The organism is Actinopolyspora mzabensis (assembly GCF_900101095.1).
Taxonomy (GTDB): domain Bacteria; phylum Actinomycetota; class Actinomycetes; order Mycobacteriales; family Pseudonocardiaceae; genus Actinopolyspora; species Actinopolyspora mzabensis.
In genome coordinates this window covers 1-16,492 of the sequence record NZ_FNFM01000005.1, presented here as the reverse complement: position 1 = coordinate 16,492, position 16,492 = coordinate 1, and the positions used below count along the sequence as shown (strand labels likewise).

The window sequence follows — 16,492 nt, the reverse complement described above, 5'->3', positions numbered from 1 at the left end:
CCAACGTGTTCCGAGCGAGAAGTCATTACCCGTACGACGTAGCGAACCCCGATCGTTGCCCCCACTTTAGCCCTCGGACGGAACAGCGCTGATCCACACGTCCCGCCCGCACATCCTGACCCGTTCGAAGTGGAAGCGCCACGCCTGCGAGATACTCGCCACGCCCGCCTCCCCGAGCGCGGCACTTCCCGAACCGAGCAGGGCAGGCGCCACGAAGGCTTCCACGAGGTCGATCCGGCCGGCACGCAGGAACGCCCCGGCCAGGGTCGGGCCGCCCTCCAGCAGCACCGCCGTCACTCCCCGTTCGGCCAGCGAGCGCAGCACGCGCTCCGGATCACCACCCGCGAGCCGGATCGTGGGGGCGGAGTCGTCGAGCACCCCGGCCGACTCCGGAAGCTCGCGATCGCCCACGACCACCCGCAGCGGTTGTTCCGGCAGCGCGACCCCTCGCTCGTCCCTGGCGGTCAGCCTCGGATCGTCGGCCAGCACGGTGCCGGTCCCGACGAGCACGGCGTCGCGGTGCGCCCGGATGCGGTGCACCTCGGCGCGCGAGGGCTCGGAGCTTATCCACTGGCTGGTGCCGTCGGATGCGGCCGAACGACCGTCGAGACTCGCGGCGTACTTCCAGGTCACGTGGGGTAGGCCGGTTCGCGCGTAGTGCAGCCAGGGGCGCAGCGCGCCGGTGGCGACCTCCTGCTCGTCGACGCCGCCCACGACCTCCACCCCGGCTTCCCGGAGCAAGGCGGCACCCCCGGAGGCGGTGGGGTTGGGGTCGGCCACCGCGTAGGCCACCCTGGCGATGCCGGCCTCCCGCAGCGCCACCGCGCAGGCCCCGGTCCTGCCGGTGTGAGCGCACGGCTCCAGCGTCACCACGGCCGTGCCACCGACGGCGGCCGCACCGGCTTCTCGCAGCGCCAGGACCTCGGCGTGCTCCCCACCGGCGGGGCGGGTCGCCCCGGTTCCGGCGACGTGCCCGTGCCGGTCCAGCACCACGCACCCCACGGCCGGGTTGGGGCTGGTGCTGCCGAGTACGCGCTGCCCGAGCTCGGCGGCCCGGCGCATGGCGTCGAGGACCACCGGGTCGCGGGACCACTCCGAGCCGCTCATGCGGAACCGTGCGCCGAGGCGTCCCTCGCCTGGGCACGCAGGCCCTCGACCGCGCGAACGGGATCCTCGGCCCCGTAGACGGCCGAACCGGCCACGAAGCAGTCCACGCCCGCCTCGGCCGCCTGCTCGATCGTGTCGTTGTTGATGCCGCCGTCGATCTCGACGAGCAGGTTGAGATGGCCGGTGTCGACCATGCGGCGTGCCGTCCGGACCTTCTCGAGCACCCGCTCGATGAACTTCTGGCCACCGAATCCCGGTTCCACCGACATCACCAGCAGGGTGTCGTAGTGTTTGAGCACGTCGGTGTAGGACTCCAGCGGCGTGTCGGGTTTGACGGACAGCCCGGCGTTGGCACCGGCGGCACGCAGGTTCTTGGCCAGCGCCACCGGGTCCTCGGCGGCTTCGGCGTGCACGGTGACGTTGTGCGCACCGGCTTCGGCGTAACCCGGTGCCCAGCGATCGGGGGCGTCGATCATGAGATGGCAGTCGAGCGGCGTGTCGGTACTGCGCAGCAGCGACTCGACAACCGGCAGGCCGAGTGTGAGGTTGGGAACGAAGTGTGCGTCCATAACGTCGACGTGCAGCCAGTCGGCCCCGCGACCGGGGCCGCCGACAGCGGCCATCTCCTCGGAGAGCCTTGCGAAGTCCGCGGACAGGATGGACGGCGCGATCATGGGCTGGTTCGACACAATCGGATGATAGCCCTCGGGTAGGGCGAGGGCGGTGCTCCCCGGTGGAATTCACCGGCCGCGAGGCGGAAGGCCGCGGAGGGTCCCGGCGGCCGAACCGTTCTCCGAGTCACCGCTAAGCGTTTCCGGCGAGTGAAACCGAACGGACGGAGGCGGGAAGTGCCCATCACGAAACACGGCCCCAGCGGGCTGCTGCGCGGGGCGTTGCGCGCCCCCGTCCGGCTGTACCGCAGGGACCTCGGCTGGCTGCTCGGCCACCGGTTCCTGTACCTGGTCCACCGCGGTCGCAACACCGGCGTGCTGCGGGAGACGGTCCTCGAAGTGGTGCGGCACCGACCTGACTCCGGGGAGGTGGTGGTGGTCTCCGGCTGGGGGGACAGATCCCAGTGGTACCGCAACATCACCAGGTCACCTGCCGTGGAGGTCCGGGTCGGCAGGCAGCACTACCGGTATCCGCAGCAGCGTGTGCTCGACGAGTCCGAAACCGCCGACCTGCTGGCCGGTTACGTGCGCAGACATCCCCACCTGGCGCGGGTACTGGCCAGGGCGACCGGTTGGCCGCTGCTGACCGCCGAGGGCCGGGCGGAACTGGCGCGGACGCTGCCCGCGGTCTCGTTCACCCCGCGCGACCACGTCGGCTCGGCCTGAACCGCGGCGCCGGGCCGACGGTGTCACGAAGCTCGTTCACGATCCGGTTCTCCGGGCCGGAGCGCTCGCCCCCTCCGGGGCGAGCGGGTTTCCGGGCGGGCTTCAGGTCTCCGCGCGTTGCTCAATGGGTCGACGACTCTCCCGGCGCCGGAGCAGCCAGTAGGCCAGCAGCAGCAACGCCACGAAGGGCAGTCCGGCCTTCCATGCCATGCCGAACTGTGCGGTGAACGGTGTGGTCAGCAGCACCGCGAGCACGAAGAGCATGGCGAGCACGGTGGTGTACGGGGCACCGGGCAGCCGCACCGGCGAGCTCGGCAGCCCGGCCGCGGCACGCTTGTGGCGGAAGGCGAGCTGGCTGGCGAAGATGATCAGCCAGGTCAGCAGCGCGCCGAACAGCGCGATGCCCAGCAGCACCGGGAAGGCCGAACTCGGCGCGAAGGCCGAGACCGCGGCTGCCAGCGCCAGCCCGACCGCGGAGAGCAGCAGCGCCCGACGGGGTGTGCCCTGCCCGCTGAGTCCGGCGAACCAGCGGGGTGCGTAGCCGTCGCGGGCCAGCGAGTAGGTCATGCGGGCGGTGACGTAGAGGTTCGTGTTCATCGCCGACAACGCGGCCGTCAGGATCACGAAGTTCATCACGCCCGCCGCGGCGGGAACCCCGGCGATCTCGAACAGCCGCACGAACGGGCTCCGCGTCAGCTCGTCGCCACCGGAGGAGCTGTTCCACGGCAGGATGGACACGATCACGAGCATGCCGAGCACGTAGAACAGCGCGAGCCGCAGCACCATGCCGCGGGCCGCCCGGGGGACGTCACGGGTGGGGTTGCGCGATTCCGAGGCCGTCACCGAGACGGCTTCGGTCCCCAGGTAGGAGAAGGTGACCACGGTCAGCGCCAGCCACACGGCGCCGATGCCGTTGGGCAGGAACCCACCGTGCGCGGTGAGCGCGCCCACCCCGGTGGCGTCCGCGCCGGGCAGGCCGAACACGATGTAGACGGCGCCGAGCAGGATGAACACCACGATCGTTACCACCTTGATCATGGCGAACCAGTACTCGAACTCGCCGAAGTAGCGCACGGCCGCCGCGTTGACCACGAGCATGATCACGGAGAAGGCAACGACCGGCAGCCACAGCGGCACGCCGGGGTACCAGAACCGGAAGTAGATCCCGGCCGCGACGACCTCGCTGCCGATGTTGACCACCTGCGCTGCCCAGTAGATCCACCGCTGCACGAATCCGGCCATTCCGCCGAGGTAGCGGTGCGCGATGGCTCCGAAGCCGCCGGCCTCGGGGTGTACCACCATCATCTCGGCCAGCGCGTAGGCCAGCGCCAGCGCGGCCAGCGCCGCCACCACGTAGGCGATCAGCACGGCAGGTCCCGCGATGGAGATCGCCAGCCCGGAGCCGAGGAACAGACCGGTACCGATCGCCCCGCCCACGGCGATCATCCCGACCTGTCGGCTGCTGAGATCCCTGCGTAATCCGCTCTCGGTCTCGTCGGCTCGCTGCCGCACCCCGTTTTCCTCCCGCATCATCGTCCGGAACTCGCGGAACAAACGGCCCACAATCTAAGGCAGGGAGCGGACGAACGGTTCCGCCGGGTGGACGTGTCTTCCCCGTTCGGGCGCGGTCTCCCGGCGGCCGGGCGTCGATTTCTCGCGAAATCGCCGGGCCGGGAGGGATTCGGTGGGACCCCGATTTCGGTGGGACCTCAGCTGCCCACGTCCTCGTACCACAGCCGCGGGGACCGCTCGATGAAGTCGGCCATCATGCGCACGCACTCGGCGTCGTCGAGCAGGATGACCTCGACGCCGCACTCGGCCAACCACTCGTGACCACCGTAGAAGTTGCGCGCCTCGCCGATGACGAGCCGGCCGATCCCGAACTGCCGCACCAGGCCACTGCAGAACCAGCACGGCGAGAGGGTGGTCACCATCGTCGTGGCGCCGTAACCACGGTGCCTGCCCGCCGCCCGGAAGGCCGTGATCTCCGCGTGGGCAGTGGGATCCCCGTCCTGCACCCGCCGGTTGTGGCCGCGCCCCATGATGTCGCCGCGCTCACCGACCAGCGCCGCTCCGATCGGTATGCCACCCGCCGCCTCCCCGGCACGGGCCTGCTCCACGGCGGCGGCCAACCAGTTCCGGTACTCGTCCAACCTCGTCACTGACTCCCTCGCCCGTCTTCCGCTCCGCGCCCGGTTACGAACGTCCTCCCCACCGGGACCACACCGGCTCACCAACCGTATCCGGCGGGGAACGATCGACGGCCGGACCGGCTGCGGCTCAGCTCGCCCACCGGTCAGCCCACGGGGGGTCAGCCCGGCAGCGTGAAGGTTATCGGAGTACCGCGCTCGACACTGCGACTGACCGTGCAGTGACGCCCGATGGCGCGTTGCACGGCTTCGACCAGTTTCGTCCGCTCGGCCTCGTCGGTGATCGCCGACAGATCCATCTCGAAGGAAACCCCCACCGACTCGAAGGTCGCGGGATCCTGCTCGCTGACCGTGCGCTCGGCCCGAGCGGTGATCGGCGTGTCTTCCCCGAGCCGCCGCACCAGCAGGTTCTGACCGGTCAGTTGGGCGCACCCGGCGATGGCGGCCAACAACAGCTCCCCCGGCGTGAACGCGTCCGGCATGCCACCGGCAGCGATCTCGACGGTGCCGCCGCGATCGTTGCTCGCGGTGAACCTGGACGCACCCGTTCGGGTGACCTCGACGGGACTGGAGGACATAACCACCTTCCGTAGCGATTGTTCGGCTGCGAGTACGAGAAACGGTCAGACCCGCAGCAGCGCGCAGAACATCGCGTCCGTGCCGTGCCGGTGCGGCCACAGTTGCACGGACGGCCCGTCCCCCAGCAGCGGGACATCGGGGAAGAACGGCCTGGCATCCAGCTGTCGCACGCCGGTCTCGGCGACGACCTCGGAGACCACACCGGTCGTCTCGGCGGGATGCGGGGAGCAGACCACGTAGGCCACCACACCGCCGGACCTGGTACGGCGCACCGCGGAGGACAGCAGTTCGCGCTGCAGCCGCACGAGATCGGCGACGTCCTCGGGCTGTCTGCGCCACCGCGCCTCGGGCCTGCGCCGCAGCGCCCCCAGCCCGGTGCAGGGCGCGTCCACCAGGACCCGGTCGTAGGTCCCGGACAGGCCGGGATCACGTCCGTCCGCGACGCGCACCTTCACCGACAGCCCCCGCGTGGCCGATCTGACCAGTTCGGCACGATGCTCGGCCTGTTCCACCGCGTCCAGCGTTCCGCCGTCCAGGGTGACCAGCGCGCCCAGCAGGTTCGCCTTGCCACCCGGACCGGCGCACAGATCCAGCCACCGGGTGTCCCGGCCGTCCAGCTCGACACCGGTCAGGGCCAACGCCGCGAGTTGGCTGCCCTCGTCCTGCACCGCGGCGAAGCCCTCCTGGACGGGCTCCAGTTCCCCGGGATCGCCCGCACCGGCTTCCAGATGGACCCCGTAGGGCGAGTAGGGCGCGGGATCACCGCCGGTGATCGCGGCCAGCTCGTCAGCGCTGATCTCGCCGGGGCGCGCCGTCAGGTGCACGGCGGGTCGGGCGTCGTCCGCGGCCAACGCGGCGTCGAGTTCCGCACCGGTGTCGTCCAGGGCATCGGCGAACGCCTGCGCGATCCAGCGGGGGTGGGCGTTGCGGAACGCCGTGTGGCCCACCGGATCGGACTCCGCGTCCGGAGCCAGCAGCTCGACCCACTCCGACTCCGTGCGCTCCCCGACACGGCGCAGCACCGCGTTGGCGAAACCGGCCAGTCTGGAACCGCGATTGCCGCGCACCAGGTCGACCGTCGACGCGACGGCCGCGTGGCTGGGAATACGGGTGCGCAGCATCTGGTAGGTGCCGAGCCGGAGGGCGTCCAGCAGCAGCGGATCCACTTCGTCCAACGCCCGATCACTGCACTCGGCGATGACCGCGTCCAGCAGTCCCCGCGCCCTGGCCGAGCCGTAGGCGAGTTCGGTGGCCAGTCCCGCGTCCCTGCCGCTGACCCGGTACTGCCGTAACAGGCCGGGCAGCACGAGGTTGGCGTAGGCGTCGCGTTCCCGCACGGCACGCAGTGTCTCCAGCGCCGCCGTGCGGGCGGGATCGTCGGTCGGCGGTTTCGCCCGCTCCGCGCGCCGGTTCGGCGGCCGGGAGTTCTTCGGGCGGGAGTTGGCGCCAGGACGCTTGCGGTTCACTTCAGCACGGTTCCTTGTTCGATATGCACACCGCGTGCCCAGTCGGTGGCGGGCATGCGCTTCTTGCCGATGGCCTGCACCTCACCGAGCCGGACGGGATCGGTGGCTGTGCCCACCAGCACTCGCTTGCGCTGTACGAGGAGCTCGCCCGGTCGCAGCGCACGCAGTTCCGGGGAGTCGGCCTCGACCACGGTAACCGGTCCCAGTTTGAGCCGGTGGTCCGCCAGCCAGGCCCAGGCGCCCGGGTCGGGGGTCACCGAGCGAATCACCCGGTCCACGGCCCGGGCGGGCATCTCGAAGTCGACCTTGGCCTGTTCGGAAGTGATCTTGGGGGCGTAGGTGACCCCGTCGGCCGGTTGCGGTTCGGCATGCGCCGTCCCGTCCTCGATGGCGTCGAGGGTCGCCACGAGCAGCTCGGCTCCGGACACTGCCAACCGGTCGAGCAGCGAACCGGCGGTGTCGTCGGAAGCGACCCCTTCGGTGACCACGCCGAACACCGGTCCGGCGTCGAGGTCGGGCACGATCCGGAACGTGCTGGCACCGGTGACGTCGTCGCCGTACCTGATCGAGGCGGGCACCGGCGCCGCGCCGCGCCAGGCGGGCAGCAGCGAGAAGTGCAGGTTGATCCAGCCGTGCCGGGGGATGTCGAGCGCCTCCTGCCGCAGCAGCGCCCCGTAGGCCACCACCGGGCAGCAGTCGGGCTCCAGTTCGGACAACCGCCGCAGGAACTCCGGATCCGAGGCCCGCGAGGGGGTCAGCACCTCGACGCCGTGCTGCTCGGCGCACTCGCGCACCGGCGAGGGGATCAGCCTGCGTCCGCGTCCGGCGGGAGCGTCGGGTCTGGTGACCACCGCCACGACCTCGTGCCGCGAGTCGAGCAGTCGGCGAAGTGCGGGCACGGCTGGTTCGGGAGTGCCCGCGAATACCACGCGCATGTCTAGTGTGATCCTCCGAAGGACGAGTACGGGTCCTGCTCCGTCACCGGCCGGACGCGATCGAACGAGCGATCTCCCCGGTCTTGCTGTGCGGGGTTGGGCTGGGCCGGATCGTGCTGGGTCGCTCGGGAGCGGGCCTGTTCGGGGTGGGCCTGTTCGGGGTGAGCCGGTTCGGGCTGAGCCGGTTCGGGCTGAGCCGGTTCGGGGTGGGGCGGACCGGCGGAACGTTCGTCGAGCCGGTCGAGGAAGACCACCCCGTCGAGATGATCGGTCTCGTGCTGCAGACAACGCGCCAGCAGGTCCGAACCGACGACCTCGACGGGTTCGCCGTGCATGTTCCAGCCCCGGACGAGCACGGTGCGGTACCGCGGGCACAGCCGATCGACCTCCGGAACGGACAGACACCCTTCGGGCCCCTCGTACGGCTGTTCGTCGAGCGGACGCAGCGAGGGATTCACCAGGTGCCCGGCGTGACCGGCGCAGTGATAGGCGAACACCCGAACCGGTTCACCCAGTTGAGGGGCAGCCAGCCCGGCACCACCGTGGCTCTCCATCGTGTCCCAGAGATCGCGTACGAGCGCGCGCAGTCCGCTGTCGAAGTCGCCGACCTCGGCGGATCCACCGCGCAGCACGGGGTCCCCGAGCAGCCGGATAGGCCGGACGCTCACGCGTGCTCTCCAGGATCGTGGGATGCCGGATCCAGTCTAACGGCCAGCCATCGTGTTCGGCGGGGCCGAACCGTCCGGACGCTTCCGGGGCCGTACTCGGCCCCGGCACGCCCGGACGGTCCCGGTGTCGCGAGAGCGACGCTCCCGTGGACAGCCCGCTCGAAACCCCCGAGTCAGGGAGCGGCCGAAAGGGCAGCCGCGGTGTAGTCACAGGTCGGCGACCACAGCAGGAAGGAATCGATGCCGTTGTTCTTGCTCGCATCGATCTGCGCCGACACCTTCCCGGGACCGTAGTGCACCCCGAGGCTGAAGTCCTGCAACCAGGGAATCACCTGGGACCCGGTTCCGTCCGTCGTGCCGAGCCAGTCCCGCAGCGATCGGTCGACGATCTTGTAGGGTTCGTTGTTGGGGTCGGCGACACCGTACTCACCCGGTCCCCAGTGCGAGGGGTAGATCATCGGGGACACGTAATCGACGTGTTCCGCGATCTTCGGAATGTTCTGACCCACCGACTCCGGCCTGGTCACGGTAATACCGAACACCGAGGCACCGAGATAGGCGTCGTGTTCCCGCAGTCGCTCACGGGACTTTCGGAGAAATCCGGCGATGCTCTCCGAGGGCGTTTTCTCCAACCCGGCGAAACGCATTCCGGCACGCTCGCCGTCCGGCCTGCGCACGTAGTCGTAGAGAATGTCGTCGAATCCGAGTCGGGCCGCTTCGACGGCGATGTCGATGTTGTAGTCCCGCACCGCGGGGTTCGCGAAATTGGTGAACGAGTAGTCGCCGTAACCACCGTTGTAGGGGCCACCCGCCGCGGTTCGGACGACCCGGTCGCGGTTGCCGGACTTCCATGCGGACTCGGCGAGAACGGGGTCCTTGAAAGCCACCAGTCTGCCGACCACTCGCACGCCCATGCCGTGCAACCGGTCGATGGCCTTACGAGCATCGAAGTAACCCTTGTCTGCACCGATCCGCTCGGCCAGCGGAACCGCGGAGTCGTACTGGATCTCACCACTCTCGTCCTTTATGTCCAGTTCCACGGTGTCGATGAGCCCCTCGCGGGCCATGCGCAGCACCGGCTCGCGGAGTTGGTCACTGGACCAGGCGAGGCCGGTCATGTGCACCGCACGCATACCGGGGTGATCCACCTCGATCCCGACCTCGGTCGAGGAGGTGTTGCCCGCCCGGTCGGTCGCTTTCACGGTCACGATCGACGCGGCCTCGTCGAGTTCACGGCTGAATTTTCCGGAGTCGTCGAGGGAGACCTGTTTCCCGGCGACGGTGACCCGCGAGGCCCCGTTCGCCTTTCCGGTAACGGTAACCGGATCCGAAAAGGACTCACTGCTGACTGTTTCCGGCAGCAGGATCTCGGGGGCGGTAGCGTCCACTTCGAAGTTCTCGCGCAGTGTCCTGGTCCAGGGCAGTGCTCCGGAGGGAACCTCCACCCGTAACCGGTGGGAACCCTCGGGCAACTCACCCGGCCGCAGTACGGCCGCACCATCCCGCACCAGGACGGTGACGGACTTTCCGTCCACATCGGCCGTGACATCGCTCGGGGAGTCGGTTTCCACCCGGATCGCACCGTCGGCGATCGCGGCCGGGGTAAGCGGGTGATCCGGCAGTCCACGCACGGCGGGACGCTGCATGGTGAACAGGTTCACCATCCAGATACCGCCCACCACGAGCAGCAGCCCACCCACGGTCAGTGCGACCTTCGTCCAGGGCGCACGCCTGCCACGCCCCTCACCGGATTCGGATCGCGGGTTCTCGTCGTGGTTCCCGGAGTCCGAGTTGTCGGTCTCGTCGCTGTCTTCTGGCGTCGGTTCAACCATCGTGTCACCTCATCTGATCCACCACGGTATGCCGACGCGGTGCCGCGCGCAGATCGCGGCAAAACGTCGTGATTCACGGTGGCAGGTAATACGGGGTCGAGCAATGACCGGCATGGAGTAACCAAAACCGGCCTGCCCTTCTCTACAGTGTGAAATCTATGGCACTTACGAGGGAATTTAACGGCATGGGCTTGTCATCCAGACATCTGGCACCCAACCGGCTGCGTGCGCTGCTCGTCTCGACCGTCGCACTCGGACTGCTGGCCGCGAGTGGCTGCGCCGCCGGCGACTCCCCACAAGCTTCGTCCAGCCCGGACGGAAACACCACCGCGCCCACCTCGAGCGCCACCTCGAGCGCGGCGCCCAGCTCGAAGCCACCCGCCCCAGCCGAGGTGGGAGCCAACGAACTGGGGAAGATCCCCATCCTGATGTATCACCGGATCACGCCCGACCCGCAGAGCGTCTACGACCGCACCCCCGAAGCGTTCCGGGCCGAACTGCAGCGGCTGGCCGAGGAGAACTACGTTCCGATCACCACGTCCGACTACGCCGCGGGCCGGATCGACACACCGGCGGGCACCCATCCGGTCGTGCTGACCTTCGACGACGCCTCCACCAGCCAGTTCCGGCTCGACTCCTCGGGAGAACCAGCGGCGAACACCGCCGTGGCCATCATGCGCGAAGTGGCCGCACAGCACCCCGACTTCCGAGCGACCGCCTCGTTCTACATCACCACCCCGCCCTTCGGGGGCAACAAGGTCGCGCGCAGCCTGCGCTGGTTGCACGAACACGGTTTCGAGCTGGGCAACCACACGCTGAATCACCCCACCCTCTCGGCGGAATCGCCGTCCGAGGTGAAACACCAGATCGCCGGCATGCAGCGGCGGATCACGAAGGCCACCGACGCGGAGGTCAGCACCATCGCGTTACCGCACGGGGTGCACCCCACGAGGGAGGAACTGGCCCGCTCCGGTGAGTCCGACGGCATCCGGTACGAGCACGACGCGGTGCTGCTGGTCGGCGCCAGGCCCGCCCCCGCACCTTTCACGCGACGTTTCGACCCGCTCAACGTTCCCCGAATCCGCTCCCAGGACGGCAAGGGTGAGTCCGCGAAGTTCGGCTCGAAGGTGTGGCTGGACAAGCTCGCGGCCAACCCCGCCGTGCGCTACACCTCCGACGGGAATCCCGACGTGATCTCCTATCCCTCGGACAGCTCCCGGAAACCGGCGAAGCGGTACGCCGAGCGCGCCGAGAGCTACCAACCACGCGAGTAGCACCGAGCCCGAGCCCCGCCTCACCCGACCATCGCCCCGCGTTCGCCCACCCGAGCCGGATAGCGCGGAACACTAGATCGGTTCGAGCGGATCCAACTGCACCCGTACCGGACCACCGCTGCCGCGTCCCCGTCTCACCTGCGCCTCGTACAGCGCGTCGGCCAACAACCTGCCGTGCGCGCGATCGACCCGCAGCAGGGCCCGCTCGCGTTCCGACTCGCCCTCCGCGTCGACCTCACCCAACGGCACCGGGCCCAGGATCTCGCCGCTGCCGGGCAGCTCGACACCGTCGAGCAACTCGTTGACCGCTTCCGGAGCACCGTCCACGGAGGCCACGCGCTTGGCGGGTGGATAGCCGAGTTCGGCGCGCCCGGCGAGTTCCCGCGCCGCGTACCAGGACGGATCCCAGCGCACCAGGGCCTGCACCGGCGGGAGTTCGGACTCGGCCAGCACCACGACACGCCCGCCGCGCTCCGCGGAACGCACCAGGCTCGCGGCGGCCAACCAGCGGCGAAGTGCCTGCTCCCCCGCTCGCAACTCGGGGCGGGAGAGCATGGCACGCGCGTCCAACAGCAGCGCCGCCCCGTAGCCACCCGCCGCCACCGGCTCGACCCCCGGGGTAGCGACCACCAGCGCGGGAGCGGCGGGAACACGAGCCAGCACCTCGTCACCACCCGAGGTCCGCACGGTCACCCCGCCGAAGGCCTTCCCCAGCTCCTCCGCGGTACGCGCCGCGCCGATCACGATGGCGCGCAGCCGGTCGGTTCCGCAGCTCACGCACCGAAAAGCGTGCTCGACCGCACCGCACCAACGGCAGGAGGGCGGTCGCGCGACATCGCTGGTCCCGACGGGAACAGCCAGCGGGCCCGCGCACCTCCGGCACGTGGCCCGTTCGCCGCACCGGGCACAGCCCAGCGCGGGCATGTATCCCCGCCGTGGGACCTGCACCAGCACCGGAGTGCCGTCGCGCAACGCCTGCCGGGCCGCCTGGAAGGCGATCGAGGGAAGTCGCGCGGAGCGGATGGTGGGATCCCTGGCGAGCTGCGCGTCGTCCTCGCCGATGGCGGTCACCCGCGGCGCGGCGGAACGCACCTCGGCCCGCCCCGCTACCAGCTCGCCCGCCCAGCCGGACTCGACCAGCATCTCCGCCTCCGCCGTGCGTGCGAATCCGCCGATCAGCAGCGCGGCCCCCGACGAGTGGGCGCGATGGGTCAACACGTCCCGAACGTGCGGGTAGGGCGCGGTCGGATAGAGGTGCTGGTCGTCGCCGTCGTCCCAGACGACCACCAGTCCCAACGGCGGCACCACCGGCGCGAACATCGCCGCGCGGGTGCCCACCACGATCCGCACGTCACCGCGCCGCACGGCCAGCCAGCGGCGGTAGCGCTCGGCCTGCCCCAGTTCGGAGGACAGCGAGACCACGCCCCGGTCACCGAGCAACGCGGCGCAGGACTTCGTCAACCGGGTCAGATCGCGGTGATCGGGCACCACCAGGATCGCCGAGCGCCGTTCGGAAGCCGCCGCGGCGGCGAGTTCGGCCAGCCTGGTCGACCAGTCCTCGTCGGGCAGTGCCTGCCACACGGCGCGAGCGGCTTTTCCCTCCCGTACCGCGTGCAGGAACGCCGCGCCGTGACCGTACCGGGCCCAGGCGGTGCTCGCCGGCGGCGACGGCGGCTCACTCGGTCCGGCCGCCACTGCTTCGTTCTCCACCCTGGCGTGGCGCGGTGGCACGGCCAACCGCGCCACGTCGTTCAGGGTGCCCGCGTAACGCCGGGCGACCGCGCGGACCAGTTCGAGCAGTTCCCCCACCAGCACCGGCTCGGAGGAGACGACCCGCTGCAGCCAGGCCAACCTGCCCGCGTAGTCCGACTCGGCGACCCGCTGCAGCAGGAAGCCGTCCAGCAACCGGCCGTTGAACCGCACGCGCACCCGGCACCCCGGCACGGCTTCGGTGTCGAAACGACTCGGCACCAGGTAGTCGAACGGCCGATCGAGATGATGCGGCGACACGTCGACCAGTACCCGGGCGACCGGAAGTTCGGCGGCGGGCTCGGCGGACCGCTTACGGGCTCCGGAGCCGGAACCGCCCTTGGAGCGGGCGCGTTCACCCCCGGTTGCCGACACGTCCACCTCCGACAAGTCCACCTCACGGCATCGCCACCGACCGACAGGTCACTCTATCGGTTCCCGGGAGGTGCTCCTCGTGGCACGCACGGCGAACTTTCGGAGCCACGCGAGCTTTCGGAGCCACGCGGGGAGGTCGACCCACCCGGGTCCGAACCTCCACCACCGAACGAAGTTCGCCGCCGGAGCACTTCTAGTATTGACGGGCGAACGGCCGCGCCGGTCCGAACGTTCGGTCGACGTCCGTGCGCCACCCCCACGGTTCACCCAGCTGACGGGCCGAAAGGAAGCCGAGTGTTCCACGTCGTCTTCTACCACCCCGAGATCCCCGGAAACACCGGAAACGCGATCCGAATGGTCGCAGGCGCGGGAAGCGCGCTGCACCTGATCGAACCACTGGGCTTCCGGGTCGGCGACGCGGACCTGAAACGCGCCGGGCTGGACTATCACGACAAAGCGGTGCTGCGAGTGCATCCCGATCCGGAATCCGCGTGGCGCGCGATCGAGCCGAGGAGGATCATCGCGTTCACCGTCCAGGCCGAGCGATCGTACGAGACGATCGACTACCGCCCCGACGACGTGCTGCTGTTCGGTCCCGAATCGGTCGGCCTGCCCGAGGGGGTGCTGCCGTCCGAACCCGAGACCGTCCGAGTGCGCATCCCGATGGTGCCGGGAATCCGCTCGATGAACCTGGCCAACTCCGCGGCGGTGGCCGTGTACGAGGCGTGGCGCCAGCAGGGCTTCGCCTAGACCAGCGGTTCGTCGACTCGTTCACCGTGGATGGTCAGGTGGCGGAACCTCTCGCGGGCTCTCGCTGCGGGTGCCCCGACATCGGGTAGGTACTCCGGCACAGCCCGTCGGGAAGTGACCATGAGCGAGGTAGCGGGATCGTCCCCGGCGCGTAAGTCGGATGCATTGCAAGGCCGGGCCGCTCGCCGCGTAGGTCGCTACTCAAGAGCCGGCCCAACACAGCAAGGCGCCGACTCACGTGACGGCTACGCAACCATGCTGTACACGCGAGCAACCATTGAGTCGAGAGGTTCCACCACAGCAGCCCCAAGCCAAGAACCCCTGATTCCCGCGACGTGATTCGGCGATAACGCTGCGGAACTGGTGGGAGATCGGTTTCAATCGGTAACGATCTCCCACGGATGAGGAGCGTTATGAACGGAATCAGCGGACTCCGACGCGGATTGATCGCGCTGGGACTGGCAGCGGCTGTGGCGCTGCCGGGCAGTCTCCCCGCGGTGGCGGCTCCGGCCACGGCCCCCGCCAACCCGCCGGACAGGGCCACCGAGGTGGGCTCGGCGGAACTCCGGGAAAACCTCGAAGCCGTACACGAGGCCGGTATGCCCGGCATTCAGGCCGCGGTGATCCGAAACGGCCGAACCCGGTCCGGTGCGGCCGGAGTGGCCGACACCCGCACCGACCGCCCCATGAAAGCCGGTTTCGGCCATCGGGTCGGCAGCGTCACGAAAACGTTCACCGCCACCGCCGTACTGCGGCAGGTCTCGGCGGGGCGAGTCGAGTTGGACGCCCCCATCGGGCGTTACCTGCCCGAACTCGTTCCGGGAGAACGGGGCGAACGGATCACGGTTCGAATGCTGCTGAACCACACCAGCGGTATCGCGGACTACTTTCCGGTGATCTTCAGCTCACTCACCCGCGGCTCGCTGGCCGATCTGGAGCGGAACAGGTTCCGCTACCACAGCCCGGAAGACCTGATCACGGTCGGACTGGAGGAACCCGCCACCAACGAGCCGGGACAGAGCTGGTCCTACTCCAACACGAACTACATCATCGCCGGTGAGCTGCTGCGCGAGCTGACCGGACAGTCGCCGGAGCGCTACATCACCCGCGAGATCATCCGGCCGCTCGGGCTGTGGGACACCTATTTCCCCCGCTTCAACCCGTTCGTTCCGGGACCGAACAGCAAGGCGTACGAAGCGCTGTACCACCTGCCGGAGCGGCGTGGCGAGTACAGTGTCTACAGTCCCACGGTGCTGGGTGCTGCCGGAGCACTGATCTCGACACCCACCGATCTGAACCGGTTCTACGACGCCCTGCTGAGTGGGGAACTGCTGGCCGAGTCGGCACTCGCGGAGATGCGCGAGACAGTGGCGGTTCCGAACAGTCCTACCCTGCGCTACGGCCTGGGACTGATGCGGTTCGAAACCCCGGCGTGCGGAACGATGTGGGGACACCAGGGCACGGTGCCGGGCATGTCCACACTGTCGCTGCACAGCGCTGACGGGAAACGGCAACTCAGCTACGGACTGAACCTGACCAAGTACCAGCGGCTGGACGAGAACGGCCTGCCGCTGATCCACCCCATCGACCGACGGCTCGGCACGCTGCAGGTCAACACCGTCTGCGATGCGAGCGACGCCGCGAGCACGGCAGCTCCCGAGGGCGCGGGAGTCGCGCTGCTCGCGGATCTTCACCGGCTGACCCGGTGAGCCGACCGAGCTGAGGAACTCCTACCGACCGGGAGCGGGGTGGCCACACCACCCTCCCGGTCGGAACGTTCACCGGTCGGCCAACGAGCGGAGCGCTTCGGTCCGGTCGGTGCGTTCCCAGGGCAGGTCCACATCCGTACGCCCGAAGTGCCCGTAGGCCGCCGTCGGCGCGTAGATCGGCCGCAGCAGATCCAGATCACGGATGATCGCCGCCGGACGCAGATCGAACACCTCGTTGATCGCCGCCTGAATCTTGACCGGATCCACGTTCTCCGTGCCGAACGTCTCCACGAACAGCCCCACCGGAGCCGCCTTACCGATCGCGTACGCCGTCTGCACCTCGATCCGACTCGCCAGACCCGCGGCCACCGCGTTCTTGGCCACCCACCGAGTCGCGTACGCCGCCGAACGGTCCACCTTCGACGGATCCTTACCCGAGAACGCGCCACCACCGTGCCGCGCCATACCACCATAGGTATCCACAATGATCTTGCGGCCCGTCAGACCACAGTCACCCATCGGACCACCCGTGACGAACCGACCCGTCGGATTCACCAGCAG

15 protein-coding genes are annotated in these 16,492 nt (G+C 69.5%); 4 read left to right on the top strand and 11 right to left on the bottom strand.

The window, feature by feature from the left end:
- Positions 1–66: 66 nt before the first annotated feature.
- Both ribD and rpe read right to left on the bottom strand, forming a co-directional pair.
- Positions 67–1,107, bottom strand: coding sequence for a bifunctional diaminohydroxyphosphoribosylaminopyrimidine deaminase/5-amino-6-(5-phosphoribosylamino)uracil reductase RibD (gene ribD, locus BLR41_RS09185; protein WP_092627625.1), 1,041 nt, complete (start codon positions 1,105–1,107; stop codon positions 67–69).
- Positions 1,104–1,781 carry a ribulose-phosphate 3-epimerase gene (rpe, locus tag BLR41_RS09180; RefSeq protein ID WP_092627624.1) on the bottom strand — a complete coding sequence of 226 codons (678 nt, stop codon included), beginning with the start codon at positions 1,779–1,781 and terminating at the stop codon, positions 1,104–1,106. Before rpe ends, ribD begins: the two co-directional genes overlap by 4 nt.
- A gap of 174 nt (positions 1,782–1,955) precedes the next feature.
- On the opposite strand from rpe, the gene BLR41_RS09175 reads away from it, so the two are divergent.
- Positions 1,956–2,444: a nitroreductase family deazaflavin-dependent oxidoreductase gene (locus BLR41_RS09175; protein WP_176797903.1), complete on the top strand. Its 489-nt coding sequence runs from the start codon at positions 1,956–1,958 to the stop codon at positions 2,442–2,444.
- A gap of 102 nt (positions 2,445–2,546) precedes the next feature.
- Here BLR41_RS09175 and BLR41_RS09170 read toward each other — a convergent pair whose 3' ends face one another.
- From BLR41_RS09170 to BLR41_RS09140, 7 genes are all read right to left on the bottom strand, one after another.
- Positions 2,547–3,977 carry an amino acid permease gene (locus tag BLR41_RS09170; protein ID WP_245694023.1) on the bottom strand — a complete coding sequence of 477 codons (1,431 nt, stop codon included), beginning with the start codon at positions 3,975–3,977 and terminating at the stop codon, positions 2,547–2,549.
- Between the two features lie 176 nt (positions 3,978–4,153).
- The gene (locus BLR41_RS09165; protein WP_092627622.1) at positions 4,154–4,606 is read right to left on the bottom strand and encodes a nucleoside deaminase; all 453 of its coding nucleotides are present in this window, start codon (positions 4,604–4,606) and stop codon (positions 4,154–4,156) included.
- Between the two features lie 149 nt (positions 4,607–4,755).
- Entirely contained in the window at positions 4,756–5,172 is a 417-nt protein-coding gene (locus BLR41_RS09160) for an OsmC family protein (RefSeq protein WP_092627621.1), read from the bottom strand.
- A 45-nt stretch (positions 5,173–5,217) separates the two neighbouring features.
- Positions 5,218–6,639, bottom strand: coding sequence for an RsmB/NOP family class I SAM-dependent RNA methyltransferase (locus tag BLR41_RS09155; RefSeq protein ID WP_092627620.1), 1,422 nt, complete (start codon positions 6,637–6,639; stop codon positions 5,218–5,220).
- Positions 6,636–7,574: a methionyl-tRNA formyltransferase gene (gene fmt / locus BLR41_RS09150; protein ID WP_092627619.1), complete on the bottom strand. Its 939-nt coding sequence runs from the start codon at positions 7,572–7,574 to the stop codon at positions 6,636–6,638. Before fmt ends, BLR41_RS09155 begins: the two co-directional genes overlap by 4 nt.
- A gap of 2 nt (positions 7,575–7,576) precedes the next feature.
- A complete protein-coding gene (def, locus tag BLR41_RS09145; RefSeq protein ID WP_092627618.1) occupies positions 7,577–8,242 on the bottom strand; it encodes a peptide deformylase in 666 nt (221 codons plus the stop codon).
- A 173-nt stretch (positions 8,243–8,415) separates the two neighbouring features.
- On the bottom strand, positions 8,416–10,074 hold the full coding sequence (locus BLR41_RS09140) for a putative glycoside hydrolase (RefSeq protein WP_092627617.1): 1,659 nt from the start codon (positions 10,072–10,074) through the stop codon (positions 8,416–8,418).
- A gap of 185 nt (positions 10,075–10,259) precedes the next feature.
- Here BLR41_RS09140 and BLR41_RS09135 point away from each other — a divergent pair, with 185 nt between their 5' ends.
- A complete protein-coding gene (locus BLR41_RS09135) occupies positions 10,260–11,348 on the top strand; it encodes a polysaccharide deacetylase family protein (RefSeq protein ID WP_092627616.1) in 1,089 nt (362 codons plus the stop codon).
- Positions 11,349–11,420: 72 nt separating this feature from the next.
- Here the strand turns inward: BLR41_RS09135 and BLR41_RS09130 are convergent, their stop codons facing one another.
- Complete coding sequence (locus BLR41_RS09130; protein WP_092627880.1) at positions 11,421–13,472, bottom strand: primosomal protein N'; 2,052 nt, start codon at positions 13,470–13,472, stop codon at positions 11,421–11,423.
- A 294-nt stretch (positions 13,473–13,766) separates the two neighbouring features.
- Here BLR41_RS09130 and BLR41_RS09125 point away from each other — a divergent pair, with 294 nt between their 5' ends.
- Positions 13,767–14,222 (top strand): tRNA (cytidine(34)-2'-O)-methyltransferase, encoded by a 456-nt coding sequence (locus BLR41_RS09125; RefSeq protein WP_092627615.1) that lies wholly within the window; start codon positions 13,767–13,769, stop codon positions 14,220–14,222.
- A gap of 413 nt (positions 14,223–14,635) precedes the next feature.
- Positions 14,636–15,931 (top strand): serine hydrolase domain-containing protein, encoded by a 1,296-nt coding sequence (locus BLR41_RS09120; protein ID WP_092627614.1) that lies wholly within the window; start codon positions 14,636–14,638, stop codon positions 15,929–15,931.
- 69 nt (positions 15,932–16,000) lie between these two features.
- Here the strand turns inward: BLR41_RS09120 and BLR41_RS09115 are convergent.
- Positions 16,001–16,492, bottom strand: a 492-nt coding sequence (locus tag BLR41_RS09115; RefSeq protein WP_176797902.1) for a methionine adenosyltransferase domain-containing protein, incomplete at its 5' end; no start/stop codon positions are given.

Excerpts from the sequence above, each read along its gene's own strand:
- BLR41_RS09140 (WP_092627617.1), bottom strand. The coding sequence starts at position 10,074 with ATGGTTGAACCGACGCCAGAAGACAGCGACGAGACCGACAACTCGGAC.
- BLR41_RS09135 (WP_092627616.1), top strand. The coding sequence starts at position 10,260 with ATGGGCTTGTCATCCAGACATCTGGCACCCAACCGGCTGCGTGCGCTG.
- rpe (WP_092627624.1), bottom strand. The coding sequence starts at position 1,781 with ATGATCGCGCCGTCCATCCTGTCCGCGGACTTCGCAAGGCTCTCCGAG.
- BLR41_RS09120 (WP_092627614.1), top strand. The coding sequence starts at position 14,636 with ATGAACGGAATCAGCGGACTCCGACGCGGATTGATCGCGCTGGGACTG.
- fmt (WP_092627619.1), bottom strand. The coding sequence starts at position 7,574 with ATGCGCGTGGTATTCGCGGGCACTCCCGAACCAGCCGTGCCCGCACTT.
- BLR41_RS09160 (WP_092627621.1), bottom strand. The coding sequence starts at position 5,172 with ATGTCCTCCAGTCCCGTCGAGGTCACCCGAACGGGTGCGTCCAGGTTC.
- ribD (WP_092627625.1), bottom strand. The coding sequence starts at position 1,107 with ATGAGCGGCTCGGAGTGGTCCCGCGACCCGGTGGTCCTCGACGCCATG.
- BLR41_RS09170 (WP_245694023.1), bottom strand. The coding sequence starts at position 3,977 with ATGATGCGGGAGGAAAACGGGGTGCGGCAGCGAGCCGACGAGACCGAG.